The 18,247-nt window shown below is 63.0% G+C and carries 14 protein-coding genes; 8 read left to right on the top strand and 6 right to left on the bottom strand.

Annotated features, from left to right (window positions below):
- Positions 1-41: 41 nt before the first annotated feature.
- The 8 genes from Q6D67_RS07705 (at position 42) to panC (ending at position 9,561) form a co-directional block, all read left to right on the top strand.
- On the top strand, positions 42-218 hold the full coding sequence (locus tag Q6D67_RS07705) for a hypothetical protein (RefSeq protein ID WP_304705014.1): 177 nt from the start codon (positions 42-44) through the stop codon (positions 216-218).
- A complete protein-coding gene (locus Q6D67_RS07700) occupies positions 208-3,183 on the top strand; it encodes an ATP-binding protein (protein WP_304705013.1) in 2,976 nt (991 codons plus the stop codon). Before Q6D67_RS07705 ends, Q6D67_RS07700 begins: the two co-directional genes overlap by 11 nt.
- Positions 3,184-3,275: 92 nt before the next feature.
- Positions 3,276-4,703, top strand: coding sequence for a sigma-54 dependent transcriptional regulator (locus tag Q6D67_RS07695; RefSeq protein ID WP_304705012.1), 1,428 nt, complete (start codon positions 3,276-3,278; stop codon positions 4,701-4,703).
- A gap of 431 nt (positions 4,704-5,134) precedes the next feature.
- On the top strand, positions 5,135-6,442 hold the full coding sequence (gene pcnB / locus Q6D67_RS07690) for a polynucleotide adenylyltransferase PcnB (RefSeq protein WP_304705011.1): 1,308 nt from the start codon (positions 5,135-5,137) through the stop codon (positions 6,440-6,442).
- On the top strand, positions 6,442-6,951 hold the full coding sequence (gene folK / locus Q6D67_RS07685; protein WP_304705010.1) for a 2-amino-4-hydroxy-6-hydroxymethyldihydropteridine diphosphokinase: 510 nt from the start codon (positions 6,442-6,444) through the stop codon (positions 6,949-6,951). The genes pcnB and folK overlap by 1 nt, the downstream gene beginning before the upstream one ends.
- Before the next feature lie 14 nt (positions 6,952-6,965).
- Positions 6,966-7,649, top strand: a complete 684-nt coding sequence (locus Q6D67_RS07680; RefSeq protein ID WP_304705009.1) for a deoxynucleoside kinase — start codon at positions 6,966-6,968, stop codon at positions 7,647-7,649.
- Positions 7,650-7,657: 8 nt separating this feature from the next.
- Positions 7,658-8,449, top strand: a complete 792-nt coding sequence (gene panB / locus Q6D67_RS07675; protein WP_304705008.1) for a 3-methyl-2-oxobutanoate hydroxymethyltransferase — start codon at positions 7,658-7,660, stop codon at positions 8,447-8,449.
- Positions 8,450-8,676: 227 nt separating this feature from the next.
- On the top strand, positions 8,677-9,561 hold the full coding sequence (gene panC, locus Q6D67_RS07670) for a pantoate--beta-alanine ligase (RefSeq protein WP_304705007.1): 885 nt from the start codon (positions 8,677-8,679) through the stop codon (positions 9,559-9,561).
- Between the two features lie 33 nt (positions 9,562-9,594).
- Here the strand turns inward: panC and Q6D67_RS07665 are convergent, their stop codons facing one another.
- The 6 genes from Q6D67_RS07665 to infB form a co-directional block, all read right to left on the bottom strand.
- Positions 9,595-11,160 (bottom strand): acetolactate synthase large subunit, encoded by a 1,566-nt coding sequence (locus tag Q6D67_RS07665; RefSeq protein WP_304705006.1) that lies wholly within the window; start codon positions 11,158-11,160, stop codon positions 9,595-9,597.
- 449 nt (positions 11,161-11,609) lie between these two features.
- Positions 11,610-13,736: a polyribonucleotide nucleotidyltransferase gene (pnp, locus tag Q6D67_RS07660; RefSeq protein WP_304705005.1), complete on the bottom strand. Its 2,127-nt coding sequence runs from the start codon at positions 13,734-13,736 to the stop codon at positions 11,610-11,612.
- Between the two features lie 60 nt (positions 13,737-13,796).
- Entirely contained in the window at positions 13,797-14,066 is a 270-nt protein-coding gene (rpsO, locus tag Q6D67_RS07655) for a 30S ribosomal protein S15 (protein ID WP_304705004.1), read from the bottom strand.
- A 105-nt stretch (positions 14,067-14,171) separates the two neighbouring features.
- On the bottom strand, positions 14,172-15,098 hold the full coding sequence (truB, locus tag Q6D67_RS07650; RefSeq protein WP_304705003.1) for a tRNA pseudouridine(55) synthase TruB: 927 nt from the start codon (positions 15,096-15,098) through the stop codon (positions 14,172-14,174).
- Positions 15,098-15,502, bottom strand: coding sequence for a 30S ribosome-binding factor RbfA (gene rbfA / locus Q6D67_RS07645; RefSeq protein ID WP_304705002.1), 405 nt, complete (start codon positions 15,500-15,502; stop codon positions 15,098-15,100). Before rbfA ends, truB begins: the two co-directional genes overlap by 1 nt.
- A 13-nt stretch (positions 15,503-15,515) precedes the next feature.
- Positions 15,516-18,215, bottom strand: a complete 2,700-nt coding sequence (gene infB / locus Q6D67_RS07640; protein WP_304705001.1) for a translation initiation factor IF-2 — start codon at positions 18,213-18,215, stop codon at positions 15,516-15,518.
- Positions 18,216-18,247: the final 32 nt, after the last annotated feature.

Below are 18,247 nucleotides of genomic sequence, written 5' to 3'. Positions count from 1 at the left end.
TTCAGTAGTATCCATGGCCACGGCAGCCGGGGGCACCCAGTATGTACATCAACCGGGCCCTGCTCCTGCTCATGGGGCTGGCCTTCATTTTTCTACCGGCGATAGAGCAGTGGCTGTGGGGGCCGGAATCGGACTGGTACCGGCCCTTCCTACTCTGGCTCGCGGCCATTTTCGCGGCCTGGTGGAACCAGTTCCGCAGGTACCCGGATGAGCTTTAGCCTGCCGGAAATCCTGCTGGCGATTGTCGCCTACCTGCTGGTGCTGTTTCTGGTTGCACACCTGGCCGAGCGCGGCATTCTCCCCCGCGCAGTCACGCATCATCCGGCTACCTATGTGCTGTCACTGGCGGTCATTGCCGGAGCCATGGCCAGCAACGCCATCTTCGAACTAGCCTATCGCTATGGCTATGGCTATCTCCTGTACTACCTCGGCGTGGTGCTCATGTTCCTGGTGGCCACCCTGCTGTTACTGCCCTTGCTCCGCCTGTGCCGGGTGTACCAACTCGCTTCCCTGGCCGACGTACTGACATTTCGGTTTCGCAGCCACCGGGTAGGGGCCGCGGTCACGCTGGCCATGTGCCTGACCCTGATGCCGCTGCTGGCCCTGCAGATCCAGGCCGTGGCGGACAGCATCCACATCCTCGCCGGCGCCCCGGACCGGCTGATGCCGGCTGCCCAGCGCCAGGACACCCTGGCACTGATATTCTGCGTGATCATTATCGTCTTCTCTATCCTGTTCGGGACCCGCAACCTGACCTCCGAGCGGCGCAACATCGGGCTGGTGACCGCGGTGGCGTTCGAATCCCTGGTCAAGCTCGCGGCCATGCTGGCGATGATGTGGATCGCGGTGAGCGAAGTCTTCGGCGGCTTTGCCGGGCTCAATGCCTGGCTGGCAGCAACTCCCGAGGCGCGCAACGTGGTGGCACAGCCGGTCGCGGGGGATGCGGCCCGGGTGCTGCTGCTGGTGTTCTTCGCCGGCGCCGTGTGCATGCCACACATTTTTCACATGGCTTTCGCCGAGAACAAGGAATCACAGGACCTGCGCGCCGCCAGCTGGGGGCTGCCGCTGTACCTGTTGTTACTGGCCCTGCCGGTGCTGCCGCTGGCCTGGGCCGGCATGCGCCTGGAGCACGATTTGCCGGCAGGCTACACCGGGCTCGCCATCGGCATTGGCCTGCAGTCCCCGGGTTTCGCCGCGCTGGCTTTTGTCGCCGGCCTGTCCGCCGCCAGCACCGCCATTATCGTAGCCACCCTGGCGCTGGCCAACATGTGCCTGAATCACCTCATCCTGCCCCGGCAGTTGCTGCAGATTCGCGCGGACCAGAGCCTCTACGACCAGCTCAAGTGGCTGCGGCGCGGCCTGATCACCCTGCTCATCGGCGCCGGCTACGGTTTTTTCATGGCGGTCAACGGCAAACAGAGCCTGGCTCAGCTCGGTCTGGTGGCCTTTGCCGGTACCCTGCAATTCTTGCCGTGCATCGTCGCCACCCCCTATTGGGCCGGCGCCAATCGCAAGGGACTTGTCAGCGGCCTGGTCGGTGGCCTGGCGGCCTGGTTCCTGCTGTTGCTACTGCCCGCGCTGGGCATCCCGCAGCCGGACTGGCTGGCACTGGCGGCCGGGCACTGGTTTACCAGCAGTGACAATGCCTGGGCAGTGGCCAGCCTGGCGGCACTGGGGGTCAACCTGGCCCTGTTCATCAGTGTGTCGCTGCTGTCCGAGACCACCGAGGAGGAACGGGTGGCGGCGGAGATCTGCTCCATGGATGTGCTCAACCGACCTGCCCGCCGCACCCTCACCGTGCACAGCGCCGGTGAATTCAGCGAGCGCCTGGCAGTGTCCCTGGGGGAAGCCACCGCTCGCTCAGAAGTCGCCCGGGCGCTGGAAGAACTCCAGTTTGACGCGCGCGAAATTCGCCCCTACGCCCTGCGCCGCCTGCGCGGCCGGATTGAGGCCAACCTATCGGGGCTGCTGGGACCGGCGGTGGCCTACAATATCGTCAACCGCTGCATCCCCTTTGCCGCCAAACCCGGCGGCAGCGCGGAGGACATTTTCCTGATTGAACGCCGGCTGGATCAGGTCGGCGGCCAGTTCACCGGCCTGGCCGCGGAGCTGGACAACCTGCGCCGGCACTATCGGCAGACCCTGGACAACCTGCCCATCGGCGTCTGTTCGCTGGCGCCCGACGGCGAGCTACTGCTGTGGAACCGCAGTATGCAGCGGATTACCGACATCCCCTCCTCCGCGGTACTGGGTTCTGTGCTCGACTCTCTGCCCTCACCCTGGCGCCAGATTATTGACGATTTCCTGCGCGAAGACGCGGACACCATATTGAAGCGGGAGGTTGCCCTGGGTGACGGGCTCTCGCGCTGGATCAGCCTGCACAAGGCCAGCGCCGGCGGCGATCCGGATGGCGACCAGCTCCTGCTGGTGGAGGATATCTCCGACTACGAGCGGCTGGAGCAGGAACTTCTGCACAGCGAACGCCTGGCCTCCATTGGCCGTCTCGCAGCCGGTGTCGCGCACGAGATTGGCAACCCGATCACCGGTATCGCCTGCCTGGCGCAAAACCTGGAGTTTGTGGAGGATCCCGCCGAGGTACAGGATACCGCCCGGGATATTCTGAAGCAGACCGGTCGCATCAGCCGGATCGTGGACTCACTGGTGAATTTCTCCCATATCGGCTCCGGCACCGGGGACGTCCACCTGGAGCCCTGCAATCTTGCGGACTGCGTGGACGAGGCCGTCCACCTGCTACAGCTGGACCATCAGGCAAGGCCACTGCAATTCGACAACCACTGCGACCGCGAGGTATTGGTACTGGCCGATGCCCAGCGTCTGCTGCAGGTCTTCGTCAACCTGCTGGGCAATGCCCGCGATGCCAGCGAACCCGGAGCCCGGGTACTGGTACGCGCCAGCAACAGCCGGGACAGGGTAGTAATTGAGGTGGAGGACGAGGGCAGCGGCATTCCCGCGGACATACAGAGCCAGGTCTTCGAGCCCTTTTTCACCACCAAGGAACCGGGCGAAGGTACCGGACTGGGCCTCGCGCTCGTCTACAGCATCATGGAAGACATGGCTGGCAGCGTCCAGATCCAGAGCCCGGTGGGACCGCCGGAGCGTCCGGGTACCCGGGTCATATTGCAACTGCCGCTGTGCAGTTACCGTAACGAGTTCCAGGTGTAACCCGGGGTGACAGGTACAAGCCCCTGTTCTGACTGGAAAAATGAGACGCACAGGAGTATGTTGGGCATCCAGCGGCCGAGAGGTAACACTGCATGCAACAGATACTGGTGGTGGAAGACGAGTCGGTCATCAGGACCGCCCTGCGGCGCCTGCTGGAGCGCCATAACTACCAGGTCGCGGAGGCCGCGTCGGTACAGGAAGCCGAATCCAAGCACAGCCTGACCGATTTCGATCTCATCATTTCCGACCTGCGCCTGCCCGGGGCACCGGGCACCGACCTGATCAAGAAAGCCGGCGACGTGCCGGTGCTGATCATGACCAGCTACGCCAGCCTGCGCTCGGCGGTGGATTCCATGCGCATGGGCGCCGTCGACTATATCGCGAAACCTTTTGACCATAGCGACATGGTCGCTGCCGTGGAGCGGATTATCGCCGACCACCCCACCCGCGGGGGCGAACCCGCTGCCAGCGGTGGTGCTGCCGACCGGGTGACCGGCATCATCGGCAATTGTTCCGCGATGGTGACCCTGTCCGAGCACATTCGCAAAGTCTCCCCCACCGATTCCACGGTGTTGGTACTGGGCGAGACCGGGACCGGCAAGGAGCTGGTTGCCCGCAGTGTCCACCAGCACAGCAAGCGTGTCGACAAGACCCTGATCTGCGTGAACTGCGCCGCGATTCCCGACACCCTGATCGAATCGGAACTTTTCGGCTACGAAAAAGGCGCCTTCACCGGCGCCAATGCCAGCCGCATGGGCCTGATCGAAGCCGCCGACGGCGGCACCCTGTTCCTGGACGAAATCGGGGAGTTGCCGATGGAGGCGCAGGCACGTCTGCTGCGCTTCATCCAGGAGGGGGAAATCCGCCGCATCGGCTCGGTGCACTCGCGCAAAGTCAATGTCCGCCTGATCTGCGCCACTCACCGCAATCTGCATGTACTGTCGGCAGAGGGCCTGTTCCGCCAGGATCTTTACTACCGGATCAATGTGCTGCGCCTGCAACTGCCGCCGCTGCGCGAGCGCGGCAAGGATATTCTGCACCTGGCGGAGAAGATGTTGCAGGTGCAGGCCGAGCGCCTGGGCAAGGGCACCATGGAGCTGTCTCCCCGGGCCATCCAGGCGATTACCACCTACCAGTGGCCGGGCAACGTACGGGAACTGGAGCATGCCATTGAGCGTGCGGTGGTGTTGTCGGAAAGCAGCGAAATTGACAACGAAGCCCTGGGGATAGACCTGGAACTGGTGAATATCAACCGGATTCGGGGACATGGCAGTCACAGCATACAGTTACCCGCGATGCATACCCCGCGCAGCATCACCTCGGATCCCGCCGAGGATCTGTCGCTGGAAGATTACTTCCAGCGCTTCGTGCTGGAACACCAGGACTCCATGAGCGAGACAGAACTGGCCCAGAAGCTGGGCATCAGTCGCAAGTGCCTCTGGGAGCGCCGTCAGCGCTTCGAAATTCCCCGCAAAAAAAGCGCGGGCAGCAGCAGCCGGCGCCGAAAAGCGGCACCCTGAGCGTTACCACTTTCGTGCGGTGTAACACCAAGCGGAGTAGAAGCGTAACAACTAATGGAAATTAGGCGTGCCCAAAACCCTCATTTTTCCGCTAACCCACTGATTGTTAAAGATTATTAGTTAATTGGCACGGGCTCTGCAGTAATACAGGTGGCAACAACAATAAAAATAACACCAAAGCCGTAATAACAATAACAGAGCAAAACTATGGACCTGGACGGGGAAGAATCCTTCCCCCTCAATTTCAGGCCTGACGGCTAACACAACAACAATAGCATTGCCCGGATAACAATAACGATCCACTGAGACCTGGATGGGGAAGACATATGTCTTCCCTGTCACTTGCTTTCAAGCTATCTCCCACCACACCGAAAACGAGCCATTGTGTTAAACTGCGCCCTGATTTTCGTTTCGCACAAGGCAAACATCGTTTGAAGGTCATCCCCAGGGATCAGCACTGCATATCCCGCAAGAACATTAGCGACGGAGCGCTCAAGGTCATGGCGCGGCTGCGCAGCAGTGATCACCAGGCCTATCTTGTCGGCGGCGCCGTACGCGACCTGCTGCTGGGCGGCCACCCCAAGGACTTCGACATCGCCACCGATGCCACGCCGGAGGAAGTACACGCCATCTTCCGCAACTCACGCATCATTGGCCGGCGCTTCCGCATCGTGCATGTGCGCTTCGGACGTGAAGTCATAGAAGTGACCACCTTCCGCGGTCACCATGACAGCGAACCGGCTTCCGGCCGCGGCAAGGCGTCGCACCAGTCCGACCAGGGCCTCTTGCTGCGCGACAACGTGTTCGGCACGCTGGAAGAAGATGCCGTGCGCCGCGATCTCACGGTCAATGCCCTCTACTACGACGCCGCAAACTTCGCCGTCTATGACCACGTTCACGGCATGCAGGACCTGGAACAGCGCAGCGTTTGCATCATCGGCGAGCCGGAGGTCCGCTTCCGCGAGGATCCCGTGCGCATGCTGCGGGCGGCGCGGTTTGCCGCCAAGCTGGAATTCACTATCGAGGACGAGACCGCAACCGCCATCCCGCGCTGCGCCCACCTGCTGCGCGAGATTCCCTCCGCGCGCCTGTTCGACGAATTCCTCAAGCTGTTCTTTTCCGGCTACGCCGAACGCACCCTGGAACAGCTCATGGAGAACGACCTGCTGCGCTATCTGTTCCCGGACAGCGACTACGAAATCCGCCAGGACAGCGTGGCCATGGCCCTGGTACAGGCCGCGATGCGCAGCACTGACCAGCGCATCCAGGAGGGCAAGCCGGTCACTCCTGCCTTCCTGCTGGCAGCCCTGCTGTGGCCGGTGACCGACCGCCTCGCGGAGCAGTTGCGCGACCGCGGCGATCCGCCCATGACAGCCATGCACAATGCCGCCCAGCAGGTTATCGCCAGCGCCCTGCAGACCCTGTCCATCCCCCGCCGCTTCAGCATGCCGATGCGCGAGATCTGGGAGTTCCAGCTGCGCCTGCAACGGGGCAACAGCCGCAAGGCCCGGGAACTGCTGCAGAACCGCCGCTTCCGCGCCGCCTACGATTTCCTGCTGCTGCGCGAGCAGGTTGGCGAGGAAACCGGGGATGTGGGCGCTTTCTGGACCGAACTCCAGACCCTGCCGGAGAACCAGAACCTGCCCATGCTTGACAGCGACAGTGAAGAGGCAGGCGATGGCGCAGGTGGCCGCCCGCGTCGGCGCCGCCCGCGCAAGCGGCGTCCCGCAACGTCCTGATGCCGGTCGCCTACATCGCGCTGGGCAGCAACCTCGAGAATCCGGCGCGTCAGCTGCAGGCTGCCGCTGACGCCATGGCTGCGGAGACGCAGATTCGGATTATCGCCGGCTCATCGGTGGTGCGCAGCGCCGCCGTCGGTCCTGGCCCGCAGCCCGACTATCTCAACGCAGTGGTGGCCATCGACACCTCGCTGCCGGCAGAGACCCTGCTGGACCGCTTGCAGGCAATCGAACACGCCCAGGGCCGGGAGCGTGCTATCCACTGGGGGCCACGCACCCTGGATCTGGACCTCCTGCTGTACGGCGACCAACAGATCTGCTCGCCCAGGCTACAGGTGCCGCACCCGGCGATGGCGCAGCGCCACTTCGTCCTTTATCCTCTCGCCGAACTCTGTGCTGCCGACTTTGTCCTCCCTTCAGGGGAGACGCTGGCGGCCCTGCTGTCCAACTGCCCCGCGGACGGGCTTGCGGACAGCGGCATCACACTCGATTATCACCCGCAGCACTGACCGGAGCTCTGGCCTTGAACGCAGACAATCAGCCCACCGGCGTTGACCTGAAAGGCCGCAGCCCGCCGCCCTATATTGCCGTGGAAGGCCCAATCGGGGTGGGCAAGACCACTCTCGCCCGCCGTCTGGCTGCCACCTTTGGCCACGACACCCTGCTGGAAGACGCGGACCACAATCCGTTCCTGGAACGCTTCTACCGCAACCGGCGCCAGGCCGCGCTGGCGACCCAGCTGTTTTTCCTGTTCCAGCGGGCGCAAAAGATTGAGGATCTGCGGCAAAAAGACATTTTCGCGCCCGTGCTGGTGGCGGATTTCCTGATCGAGAAGGATCCCCTGTTCGCCCGCGTCAACCTGGATAGCGACGAATACCGGCTCTACCAGAAGGTCTACCAGCAGTTGCTGATCGAGCCGCCACGGCCCGATCTGGTGGTGTACCTGCAGGCGCCCACCGACGTTCTCCTGGACCGGATATATGCCCGCGGAATCGCCCACGAAAAGGCCATTGAACGCGACTATCTGGAGCGCCTGAACGAAGTGTACAGTGAGTTTTTTCTGTATTACGATGATGCCCCGTTACTGATCGTCAATGCCAGCGAGATAGATCTCGCCAACGACGAGCAGGATTACCTGCATCTGGTCGACTATTTGCTGGATATCCGCAGCGGCCGCCACTACTTCAATCCCACGTTCTTTGGATAATGCGTCGCATGGGCAAAATCACCATCAGCACCCTGGACAAGTTGAAAGCGGCGGGCGAGAAGTTCGTCTGTATTACGGCTTATGATGCCACCTTTGCCCGCCTGGTCTCGGCAGCGGGCGCGGAGACCATTCTCGTCGGCGACTCTCTGGGAATGGTGCTGCAGGGCCACGACAGCACTATTCCGGTTACCGTGGATGACATGGTTTATCACACCGAGTGCGTGTGTCGCGGCGGGCCCGATTCGCTGGTAATCGCCGACCTTCCCTTCATGGGCCACGCCACCCCGGAGGTGACCATGGTCAATGCCGCGCGCCTGATGCGCGCGGGCGCGCAGATGGTCAAGATCGAGGGCGGCACCTGGCTGTCGGATACCATTTCCATGCTGGTGGAGCGCGGCATACCCGTCTGCGCCCACCTGGGTCTAACCCCGCAGTCGGTAAACGCGATCGGCGGTTTCAGGGTGCAGGGCCGCACCCCCAAGGAAGCCAAGTCAATCCTGGCTGATGCCGTGGAAATCCAGGACGCCGGCGCCAGCCTGCTGGTACTGGAGTGTGTTCCCGCGCCCCTGGCCACGGACATCAGCGAAAAGCTCGACATCCCGGTGATTGGCATCGGCGCCGGGCCCGGCACCGACGCCCAGGTCCTGGTGCTGCACGACATGCTGGGGCTGTCCAGCCACAGCGCACGTTTCGTGCAGAACTTCATGCAGGGTAATGACAGTATCCAGGCCGCGCTGCAGGCATTTGTCGCCGCAGTGAAGTCAGGCGCCTACCCGCAGGAAGAGCATACGTATAAATAGCGCCTACGGGGTTGGCGAGTACTCACACATCGTATCTGTTACCTCCATCTGCAGTGCTTCTTTCGGTAACAAATCTGACCTAAGTTTTACCGCAAATCCATTGCCCGGGGCATTTCCTTGGGGCATACTGCCCGTCCGCTCGCGCTCCGGCAACGATTCGCGGCGCCAGACGACCAGATTGTTCCGGTCTTGCGTCACCCTTACCGTTTTACGGGGGTCATGTAGATATGCGGACGTACACCAACATCGCACCATTGCAGTCAGCCCTGCGGGGCTGTCGTCAACAGGGTCAGCGCATTGCCTTCGTGCCAACGATGGGCAATCTCCATGAAGGCCATCTGCAGCTCGTGCGACGAGCCCGGCAGCTCGCCGATATCGTGGTGGTCAGCATATTTATCAATCCGCTGCAGTTTAGCCCCAATGAAGACCTGGACGCCTACCCCCGCACCCTGACCGCGGACAAGGAAAAGCTGTTCAGCGAAGGCGTACAGTACCTGTTCTTCCCCGAAGTCGGTGAGATGTATCCCGAGGGCATGGCACTGCAGACCCAGGTCCAGGTACCGGATCTGTCGGAGACCCTGTGCGGCAGCAGCCGCCCCGGCCATTTCACCGGCGTGACCACCGTGGTCAACAAACTGTTCAATATTGTGCAGCCTGATGTGGCCGTGTTTGGGGAAAAGGATTTCCAGCAGCTATCCATCATCCGCAAGATGGTGCAGGACCTGTATATGCCGATCCAAATCGAAGGCATCGCCACAGCGCGCGACACGGACGGCCTGGCAAAAAGCTCGCGCAATGGTTTTCTGTCACCGGAGCAGCGCCGGCTGGCGCCGTTGATCCACGATACCCTGGTCGGCTGCCGCGACGCCATTGCCTGCGGCTTCGACAATTTCCTGCAGCTGGAATCCCACGCCCGCATGCAGTTGCTGCAAGCCGGTTTTGAGCCGGACTACTTTGCCATCCGCGACGCCCGTACCTTGCGCGCCGTCAACGAACACACCGAGGAGGTTGCCATCCTCGCTGCTGCACGCCTCGGTTCCACTCGCCTGATCGACAACGTCAGGCTGGCCCTGAACCCGGTATCCGACTGGGGCATGCTCGCCTCGCCGTAGTACCCTGTCTCCCGGCGGCGTGGTGCCAGGGGCTCAGCCCAGCGCCAACGGTGGAATGCGGGCGTCAATCAGGTACGGCCCCCGCCCCTGCAGCGCTGCTTCCAGCTGTTGGTTGAACTCTTCCGCCGTGGCGGCGCAGCTGGCGCTGACGCCCATGCCTCGGGCCATGGCGACAAAATCCATGTCCGGGTTGCCGATATCGAGGGAGCTGGCCGCCTTCGGCCCGGGCTTGCCGCCGCGGGCGCCGGTGCGCAGAAACTCCAGCTCCAGAATGCTGTATTTGCGATTGTTGAACAGCACCACGGTAATGTCGAGGTGCTCCCGCGCCATGGTCCACAGGGCCTGGATGGTGTACATCGCGCTGCCGTCCCCTTCCAGACAGATCACCTTGCGCTCGGGGCAGGCCAGCGCCGCACCCACGGCCGCGGGCAGCCCCCAGCCAATCGAGCCGCCAGTCTGGTTCAGCCAGTCGTGAGGCTGGGCGTTGGCGGTTAACGGGAAGCAGGCCATACCTGCGGTGATCCCCTCGTCGACGACAATCGCATCCTCGGGCAAAAAATGAGCCAGTGACAGGGCCACCGCGTTGGCGTCCAGGGCGCCGACGGGGAGATCGGGCAGCTCCAGGGGATACACCTGTGGCACTGCATCCACCGCGTCCAGGGACTCCAGCAGAGTCTCCAGCGCCACCTCGATGTCTTCATCCGGCCCCGCCAGTTCCAGTTGCTCGCAGCCATCCGGGGCAATCGCACTGGCCAAATCCGGATAGGCAAAGAAGGAGACCGGGCTGTCCGCGCCGACCAGAATCAGCTGTTCCAGGTCCTTGAGACTGTCGAGAGCGAGTTCCGCGAGATAGGGCAAGCGTTCCAGCATGCCGGTGCCGGCACCCCGGCGCACGCGGGTGGGGAAGGTCTCGGTCAGTATCCGGGCCCCGGTGGCCACACCAATACGGCTGGCCAGCAAGGTCACCTCACCGCTGATCTCGCGACCCCCCAACATGATCGCCGTGCGCTTGCCCGACTGCAGCATGGCCAGTGCCTGTTGCAGGCGTTCCGCCGCGACCGGAGCAGGGCCGGCTACCGACACCGCTGCTTCGGCACCGCCGGGATTGTCGCCCCAGGATACATCCGCCGGCAGCACCAGGGTGGCTATCCGGCCTATTCCCGCCTGGCGCACCGCCTCTGCCGCATCTTTCGCAATAGCCTCCGCCGCCGCGGAAGAGTGCACCCAGTGCGATACCGGGCCGGCGATGCCGACAATGTCGGAGGTGAGGGGGGCGTCATACTGCAGATGATAGGTCGCGTGGTCGCCGACAATATTGACCATGGGCACGTGGCCCTTTTGGGCGTTGTGGATGTTGGCCAGGGCATTGCCCAGCCCGGGCCCCAGGTGCAACAGTGTTGCTGCCGGCACCCCCGTCATCCGCGCGTAACCATCCGCGGCACCGCTGACCACGCCCTCGAACAGGCACAGCACACTGCGCATGCCCTCGACCTCGTCCAGGGCGGCCACGAAATGCATCTCCGAGGTTCCGGGGTTGGTAAAACACATCCTGACGCCGTTGTTGACCAGCGTCGCAATCAGGCTCTCTGCACCGTTCATCAGTCTGTTCCCTACGGGTTGGGGTGACATGTTACAGCCGTAAATGCACAGTATACTGACACACCGATAGACGCGCACAAAAAAGGGCGCCGAAGCGCCCTGATTGTCTCTGCTGTGGGAGCGCACTCCGCTGTGGGAGCGCACTTCGTGCGCGATCGCCCGCGGAGCGGGCTCCTACCGTGCGCGGTGTGGGAGCGCACTCCGTGCGCGATTCGCCCGCGGAGCGGGCTCCTACCGTGCGCGGTGTGGGAGCGCACTTCGTGCGCGGTGTGGGAGCGCACTCCGTGCGCGATTCGCCCGCGGAGCGGGCTCCTACCGTGCGCGATGTGGGAGCGCACTCCGTGCGCGATTCGCCCGCGGAGCGGGCTCCTACGGGTGGTGTGGGAGCGCACTCCGTGCGCGATTCGCCCGCGGAGCGGGCTCCCACAAATCGCCCGCGGAGCGGGCTCCTACTCGTCGTCGGCGACGACGCCTACCGGTTCAGCGATGATGTCGTTCTCGAGCAGTTCCTTGATGGAAAGCTTGATCCGGCCACGCTGATCCACGTCCAGCACTTTCACTTCAACTTCCTGACCTTCCTTGAGGTGGTCGGACACATTTTCCACTCGCTCGTGGGCGATCTGGGAGATGTGTACCAGGCCATCCTTGCCCGGCAGGATGTTGACGAAGGCGCCGAAGTCGACGATGCGGGCTACGGTGCCTTTGTAGATCGCGCCGATCTCCGCTTCCGCGGTGATCTCCTCGATCATCGCCACCGCCTTGTCGCGGGCCATCTTGTCCTGGCCAAAGACGCGAACAGTACCGCTGTCATCGATGTCCACCGTGGCGCCAGAAGCTTCAGTGATAGCGCGGATAGTTGCGCCGCCCTTGCCGATGATGTCGCGGATCTTGTCGGCATCGACTTTCAGGCTAATCATGCTCGGCGCATTGTCGGACATGACCTTGCGCGGCTCGGCGAGCACGGCATTCATCTGGCCAAGGATATGCAGACGGGCCTGCTGGGCCTGCTGCAGGGCGATCTCCATGATCTGCTCGTTGATACCCTCGATTTTGATGTCCATCTGCAGGGCAGTCACGCCGGCCGCGGTACCGGCCACCTTGAAGTCCATGTCGCCGAGGTGGTCCTCGTCGCCCAGGATGTCGGTAAGGACGGCGAACTGGTTGCCTTCCTTGACCAGGCCCATGGCAATACCGGCCACTGGCGCGCGCAGGGGTACACCGGCAGCCATCATCGCGAGGGAGCCCACGCAGACCGAAGCCATGGAGCTGGAACCGTTGGACTCAGTAATCTCCGACACCATGCGGATGGTGTAGGGGAAATCGTCCGCGCTGGGCAGAACCGCCGCCAGGCCGCGACGTGCCAGGCGTCCGTGACCCACTTCGCGGCGGTTGGTGAAACCAACCCGACCCGCTTCGCCTACAGAGTAGGGAGGGAAATTGTAGTGCAGCATGAAGGGGTCGCGGCGCTCGCCTTCCAGGGCATCAATGATCTGGGCATCCCGGGTTGAACCCAGGGTAACCGCACCAATGGCCTGGGTCTCGCCGCGGGTAAACAGCGCCGAGCCGTGTACCTTGCCAAGGATATCCACTTCGCAGGCAATCGGGCGCACGGTACGGGTGTCGCGGCCGTCGATACGGGGTTCGCCGGACAGAATGCGCTTGCGCACCATGTTCTTTTCCACCGCCTTGAAGACGTCCTTGATCTCGTCTTCGCCAGAGCCGCCTTCCACAGCCAGCGCGGCCACACAGGCTTTGCGGACTTCCCTGACACGGTCGTAGCGCTCGGCCTTGTCGGTAATACGGTAGGCCTCACCGAGGTCGTTCCTGACCTGGGCTTCCACAGCCGCGGTCAACTCCTCGTTCACCGCTGCGGGCTCCCAGTCCCAGCGCGGTTTGCCGGCTTCCGCCGCCAGTTCCTTGATCGCCTGGATCACAACCTGCATTTCCTGGTGGGCGAACAGCACCGCACCCAGCATCTGGTCTTCAGACAGCTCCTTGGCTTCCGACTCCACCATCAATACGGCGTGCTCGGTGCCGGCAACCACCATCTCCAGCTTGCTGTCTTTGAGCTGGTCGTAGGTCGGGTTGAGGACGTAGCCGGTGCTCTCGTTGAACGCGACCCGGGCGCCGCCGATGGGGCCGTTGAACGGGCAGCCCGAAATGGCCAGCGCCGCTGAGGTGCCGATCATGGCGGGGATATCGGGATCAATGTGCTTGTCCGCCGACATGACGGTACAGATGACCTGCACCTCGTTCATGAAGCCGTTCGGGAACAGCGGGCGAATGGGACGGTCGATCAGGCGCGAGGTCAGGGTTTCTTTTTCGCTGGGGCGGCCTTCACGCTTGAAGAAGCCACCGGGGATCTTGCCGACCGCGTAGGTCTTTTCCGTGTAGTGCACGGCCAGGGGGAAGAAGGGCTGGTTCGGCTTGGCGGTCTTCTCCGCAACTACCGTAACCAGGACTGAGGTGTTTTCAACGGTAACCAGAACCGCACCGCTTGCCTGCCTGGCAATACGACCCGTTTCCAGCGTGACTGTCTGGCCACCGTACTGGAATGTTTTTTTAACTGGATTCACAATCTTTCTCCAATGCTATATATGACTACCGGGGCGCAGGGCCCCGGTATGTGGTACCGCTTAGCGACGCAGACCCAGACGCTTGATCAGCTCGAGGTAGCGCGCAGCATTCTTGCGCTTCAGGTAGTCCAGCAGCTTGCGGCGCTGGTTTACCATGCGGATCAGGCCGCGGCGTGAGTGGTGATCGTGCTTGTGAGCCTGGAAGTGGTCCTGCAGCTGGATGATGTTTGCTGTCAGCAACGCAACCTGTACTTCCGGTGACCCGGTGTCACCCTCGCTGGTCTGGTACTCTTTGACGATCTCTGCTTTCTTTACTGCTTCTAAAGCCATGTCGATTTCCTCTTGTGTAATCTGCCTGTGCCACCCCGCTGCCGCGCAGTTCGGTGGCCATCAATAAAAAGAGCCTGTCCGTGCAGATTTACAGACAGGTTCGCGTCACCTCCCGGTGACTATCAGGCGACGCGGCGCTACACGCCCATCGTCCAATATCTCTCCAATGCCCAGAAACTGTCCCGTTTCCAGGGCGACGCGCACCATACCACTGTGGGGCGCGTTTGGCACCAGAACCGGCTGGCCCTGGCGCAGATAGAACCCGCCGGACTCGGTCAGGCGCACCATAGGCAGTGCGTCCAGCGCGGTGTCGGCGGGCAGCAGCAGCGCATCCATCTGCTCCAGCTGCTCATTGTTTTTCAGCGCTTCCAGGGTCTGCAGGCTCACGCAGTGCTCCAGCGTGAACGGCCCGGCCCGGGTCCGCCGCAGGGCGCTGACATAGGCTCCGCAGCCCAGCGCTGCACCCAGGTCCTCGGCGATGGAACGCACGTAGGTGCCCTTGCTGCACTCGAGGTAGACATCCACCTCGGCGCGGGTGCCGGGCCTGAAGTCCCGCAGTTCCAGCACATGGATGCGCACCTGGCGCACCTTGCGCTCGACCTCCAGGCCCTTGCGTGCCAGCTTGTACAGCGGCTGGCCCTCGTGCTTGATGGCCGAGTACATCGACGGTACCTGGTCGATGTCGCCCCGGAATGCTGCCAGAGCGCTTTCCAGCTGCTCCCGGGTGAGCGCGCTGGCATCGCTGCTGGCGAGCACCTCGCCCTCGGCATCGCCGGTGGTCCGGCTCTCGCCGAGGACAAAGGTGCTGGCATAGGCCTTGTCCGCGTCCAGCAGGTATTGCGAAAACTTGGTCGCCTCACCAAAACACAGCGGCAGTACCCCGGTCGCCAGCGGATCCAGGCTTCCGGTATGCCCTGCCTTGGCGGCAAAGTATAGCCGCTTGGCACACTGCAGAGCCTTGTTCGAGCTCATCTCCGCAGGTTTGTCCAAAACCAGAATCCCGTCCAGTGGCCTGCCCTTGCGCTGGCCCACTAATTCTCCTCGCCGGGATCTTCATCCGTGCGCAGGCCGAGTTCGCGGTCGGCCTCCGCGGCGCGGCGAATGAGATCTTCCATCTCGCGGCCGCGACCGACACTGCTGTCAAAATAAAACCGCAGCTGCGGCACGCTGCGCATATTGCTGTCCTTGGACAGCCGGGTGCGCAGGAAACCTGCGGCCTTGTTCAATACCTCCGCGACCTCTTTCGCCTCCTCGGCGCAGTCACTCTCAAGACGGGTAAAGTAGACTTTTGCATAGCCCAGATCGCGGCTGACATCGACGCTGGTAATACTCACCATGCCGATGCGCGGATCCCGCAGTTCCAGCTGGATCTGCTGGGCCAGTTCGCGTTGCAGGTAATCCGCAACGCGCTGGGTACGACTGTATTCCTTGGCCATGGCTGTGCCGCGCCTACAAGGTGCGGGCAAACTCCTTCACTTCATAGACTTCGATCAGGTCGCCCGGCTTGACGTCATTGTAGTTTTTGACGCCAATACCGCACTCCACACCGTTGCGCACTTCGCTGGCTTCGTCCTTGAAGCGGCGCAGGGACTCCAGTTCGCCCTGGTAGATCACCACGTTGTCGCGCAGGACCCGGATCGGCCGCGAGCGATACACCGTGCCCTCGATCACCATACAGCCGGCGATGGCGCCGAACTTGGGCGAGCGGAACACATCGCGCACCTCGGCAATGCCCAGGATTTCCTCGCGCATCTCCGGTGCCAGCATGCCGGTGAGAGCCTGCTTGACGTCGTCTATCAGGTCGTAGATCACGTTGTAGTAGCGCAGATCCACACCTTCCTGCTCGACCAGCCGGCGGGCTGCGTTGTCAGCCCGCACGTTGAAGCCGAAGACCACGGCGCCGGAGGTGATCGCCAGGGTAATATCGGTCTCCGCGATCCCGCCAACCCCGCCAGAGACGATGTTGACCTGTACCTCGGTGTTGCCCAGGTCCAGCAGCGCGGTCTGGATGGCTTCCAGGGAGCCGCGCACGTCGGCCTTGACCACCACATTGAGGGTTTTCCTTTCGCCGGCGGTCATGCTCTCGAACATGTTGTCCAGCTTGGCAGCCTGCTGCCGCTGCAGCCTGCTGTCGCGGGTCTTGTCAAAGCGGTACTGGGCGATTTCACGCGCGCGCTTCTCGCTTTCGACCACCGCAAACAGGTCACCGGCATCCGGGGTGCCGTCGAGGCCCAGAATCTCCACCGGAATACTCGGGCCCGCTTCGTCGATAGGCTCACCGTTCTCATCCAGCATGGCGCGCACGCGGCCATACTGCAGGCCCGCCAGCACGATATCGCCCTGGCGCAGGGTGCCGTTCTGAATCAGCAGCGAAGCCACTGGACCGCGGCCCTTGTCGAGCCGCGACTCGATCACGATACCCTGGGCCGGCACGTCGCGCGGTGCCTTCAGTTCCAGCACTTCCGCCTGCAGCAATACGGCGTCCAGCAGGTCGTCGATGCCGTCGCCCGTGTGTGCGGAAACCTCTATGAACTGGGTGTCGCCGCCCCAGTCTTCCGGGATCACATCCTTGGCCGCGAGTTCGTTCTTGACCCGATCCGGATCCGCGCCTTCCTTGTCCATCTTGTTGATCGCGACGATCAACGGCACCTTGGCCGCGCGGGCGTGTTGCACCGCCTCTTCGGTCTGGGGCATGACGCCGTCGTCAGCCGCCACCACCAGGATCACGATGTCGGTACTCTTGGCCCCGCGGGCACGCATGGCGGTGAACGCCGCGTGGCCGGGAGTATCCAGGAAGGAGATCATGCCGTGGCCGGTCTCCACATGGTAGGCACCAATGTGCTGGGTAATGCCCCCCGCCTCGCCGGACGCCACCTTGGCCTTGCGGATATAGTCCAGCAGCGAGGTCTTGCCGTGGTCGACGTGGCCCATGACGGTGACCACCGGCGCGCGCGGCTCCGGGGTACCCTCGTGCTGGGACAGGGTCTCTTCCAGCTTTTCTTCCAGCGCATCCGCGCTGATCAGTATGGGCCTGTGGCCCATTTCCTCGACTACGAGAATGGCCGTATCCTGGTCGATCATCTGGTTGATGTTCGCCATCACCCCGAGCTTCATCAGCTCCTTGATGACTTCGCCAGCCTTGACCGACATCTGCTGGGCCAGACCACCGACGGAGGTCATGTCCGCCAGCTCGACATCGTAAACTTTTCTCTCGGTCGGCATTTCGAATCCATGTTTGGAGTGTTCGGCGTGGGAAGAACCGGAACCACGTATCTTCTTGCGCCCGCCGCGGCGGCGCATGATGCCGGACTCAGCTGCTTCCAGATCGGACAGGGACAGGTTGTGCCCGCGCTGCTTGCCGCGGCCGCCAGGAGAGTTGCGATCGATACGACCCTTGGCCGCCTTCTTGCGCTGTTCCTCGGTCTGGGCCGGAGCCGGCGCATCGTGCAGGCGCTTGGGCTGCTTGCGGGCGGCAGTCTCTTTCTCCCGTTCGACCTTGGCCGCCGCTTCCGTTTGCACGCGCTCTTCTTCGGCTTTGCGAGCTTCCAGCACCGTCTTGCGGGCCTCGGCTTCCGCAGCCTCGCGGGCCTGGCGGCGTAGCATTGCGCGCTGGCGCAGGACTTCCGGGTCCAGGTCCTTTTCGTCTTCCGGTTCCGGTTCCGGCTCTGGCTCTGGCTCCGGGATGGCAGCTACCGCGGCAGCAATGGCTTCACGCTCCGCCTCGGCCCTGGCCTCGGCGTCGGCTGCAGCCTCGGCTGCGGCCTGCGCTTCCGCCGCGGCCTGAGCCTCGATTTCGCGCGCGGCCGCTTCCGCCGCAGCTACATCCTGCATCTCGGACTCGCCGTCCGTTGCATCGCGTTTCACATAGGTGCGCTTCTTGCGCACCTCGACGTTAACCGTCTTGCGACCCTGGGAGCCGGTAGTACGCAGGGTGCTGATGGTTTTGCGCTTCAGGGTGATCCGCTTGGGCGCACCGTCAGCTTCACCATGGCTGCGCTTCAGGTATGCCAGCAGGGTCTGCTTGTCTTCTTCAGACACAGCTTCAGCGGCAGCCGCGTGAGGCAGGCCCGCTTCCTTCATCTGCGTCAGCAGACGATCTACGGGCGCACCCACTGTCTCTGCGAGTTGCTGTACTGTCACTTGCGCCATGCAATATTCTCCTTGATCCCGTGAAGCCCTGA

The sequence above is a fragment of the Haliea sp. E1-2-M8 genome (genome assembly GCF_030649675.1).
Classification (GTDB): Bacteria; Pseudomonadota; Gammaproteobacteria; order Pseudomonadales; family Halieaceae; genus Haliea.
This window is presented reverse-complemented; position numbering and strand designations above follow the sequence as displayed.

Coding starts and splice junctions, on each gene's coding strand:
- Q6D67_RS07705 (WP_304705014.1), top strand. CDS start 42: ATGTACATCAACCGGGCCCTGCTCCTGCTCATGGGGCTGGCCTTCATT.
- Q6D67_RS07700 (WP_304705013.1), top strand. CDS start 208: ATGAGCTTTAGCCTGCCGGAAATCCTGCTGGCGATTGTCGCCTACCTG.
- Q6D67_RS07695 (WP_304705012.1), top strand. CDS start 3,276: ATGCAACAGATACTGGTGGTGGAAGACGAGTCGGTCATCAGGACCGCC.
- folK (WP_304705010.1), top strand. CDS start 6,442: ATGCCGGTCGCCTACATCGCGCTGGGCAGCAACCTCGAGAATCCGGCG.
- panB (WP_304705008.1), top strand. CDS start 7,658: ATGGGCAAAATCACCATCAGCACCCTGGACAAGTTGAAAGCGGCGGGC.
- panC (WP_304705007.1), top strand. CDS start 8,677: ATGCGGACGTACACCAACATCGCACCATTGCAGTCAGCCCTGCGGGGC.
- Q6D67_RS07665 (WP_304705006.1), bottom strand. CDS start 11,160: ATGAACGGTGCAGAGAGCCTGATTGCGACGCTGGTCAACAACGGCGTC.
- rpsO (WP_304705004.1), bottom strand. CDS start 14,066: ATGGCTTTAGAAGCAGTAAAGAAAGCAGAGATCGTCAAAGAGTACCAG.
- rbfA (WP_304705002.1), bottom strand. CDS start 15,502: ATGGCCAAGGAATACAGTCGTACCCAGCGCGTTGCGGATTACCTGCAA.
- infB (WP_304705001.1), bottom strand. CDS start 18,215: ATGGCGCAAGTGACAGTACAGCAACTCGCAGAGACAGTGGGTGCGCCC.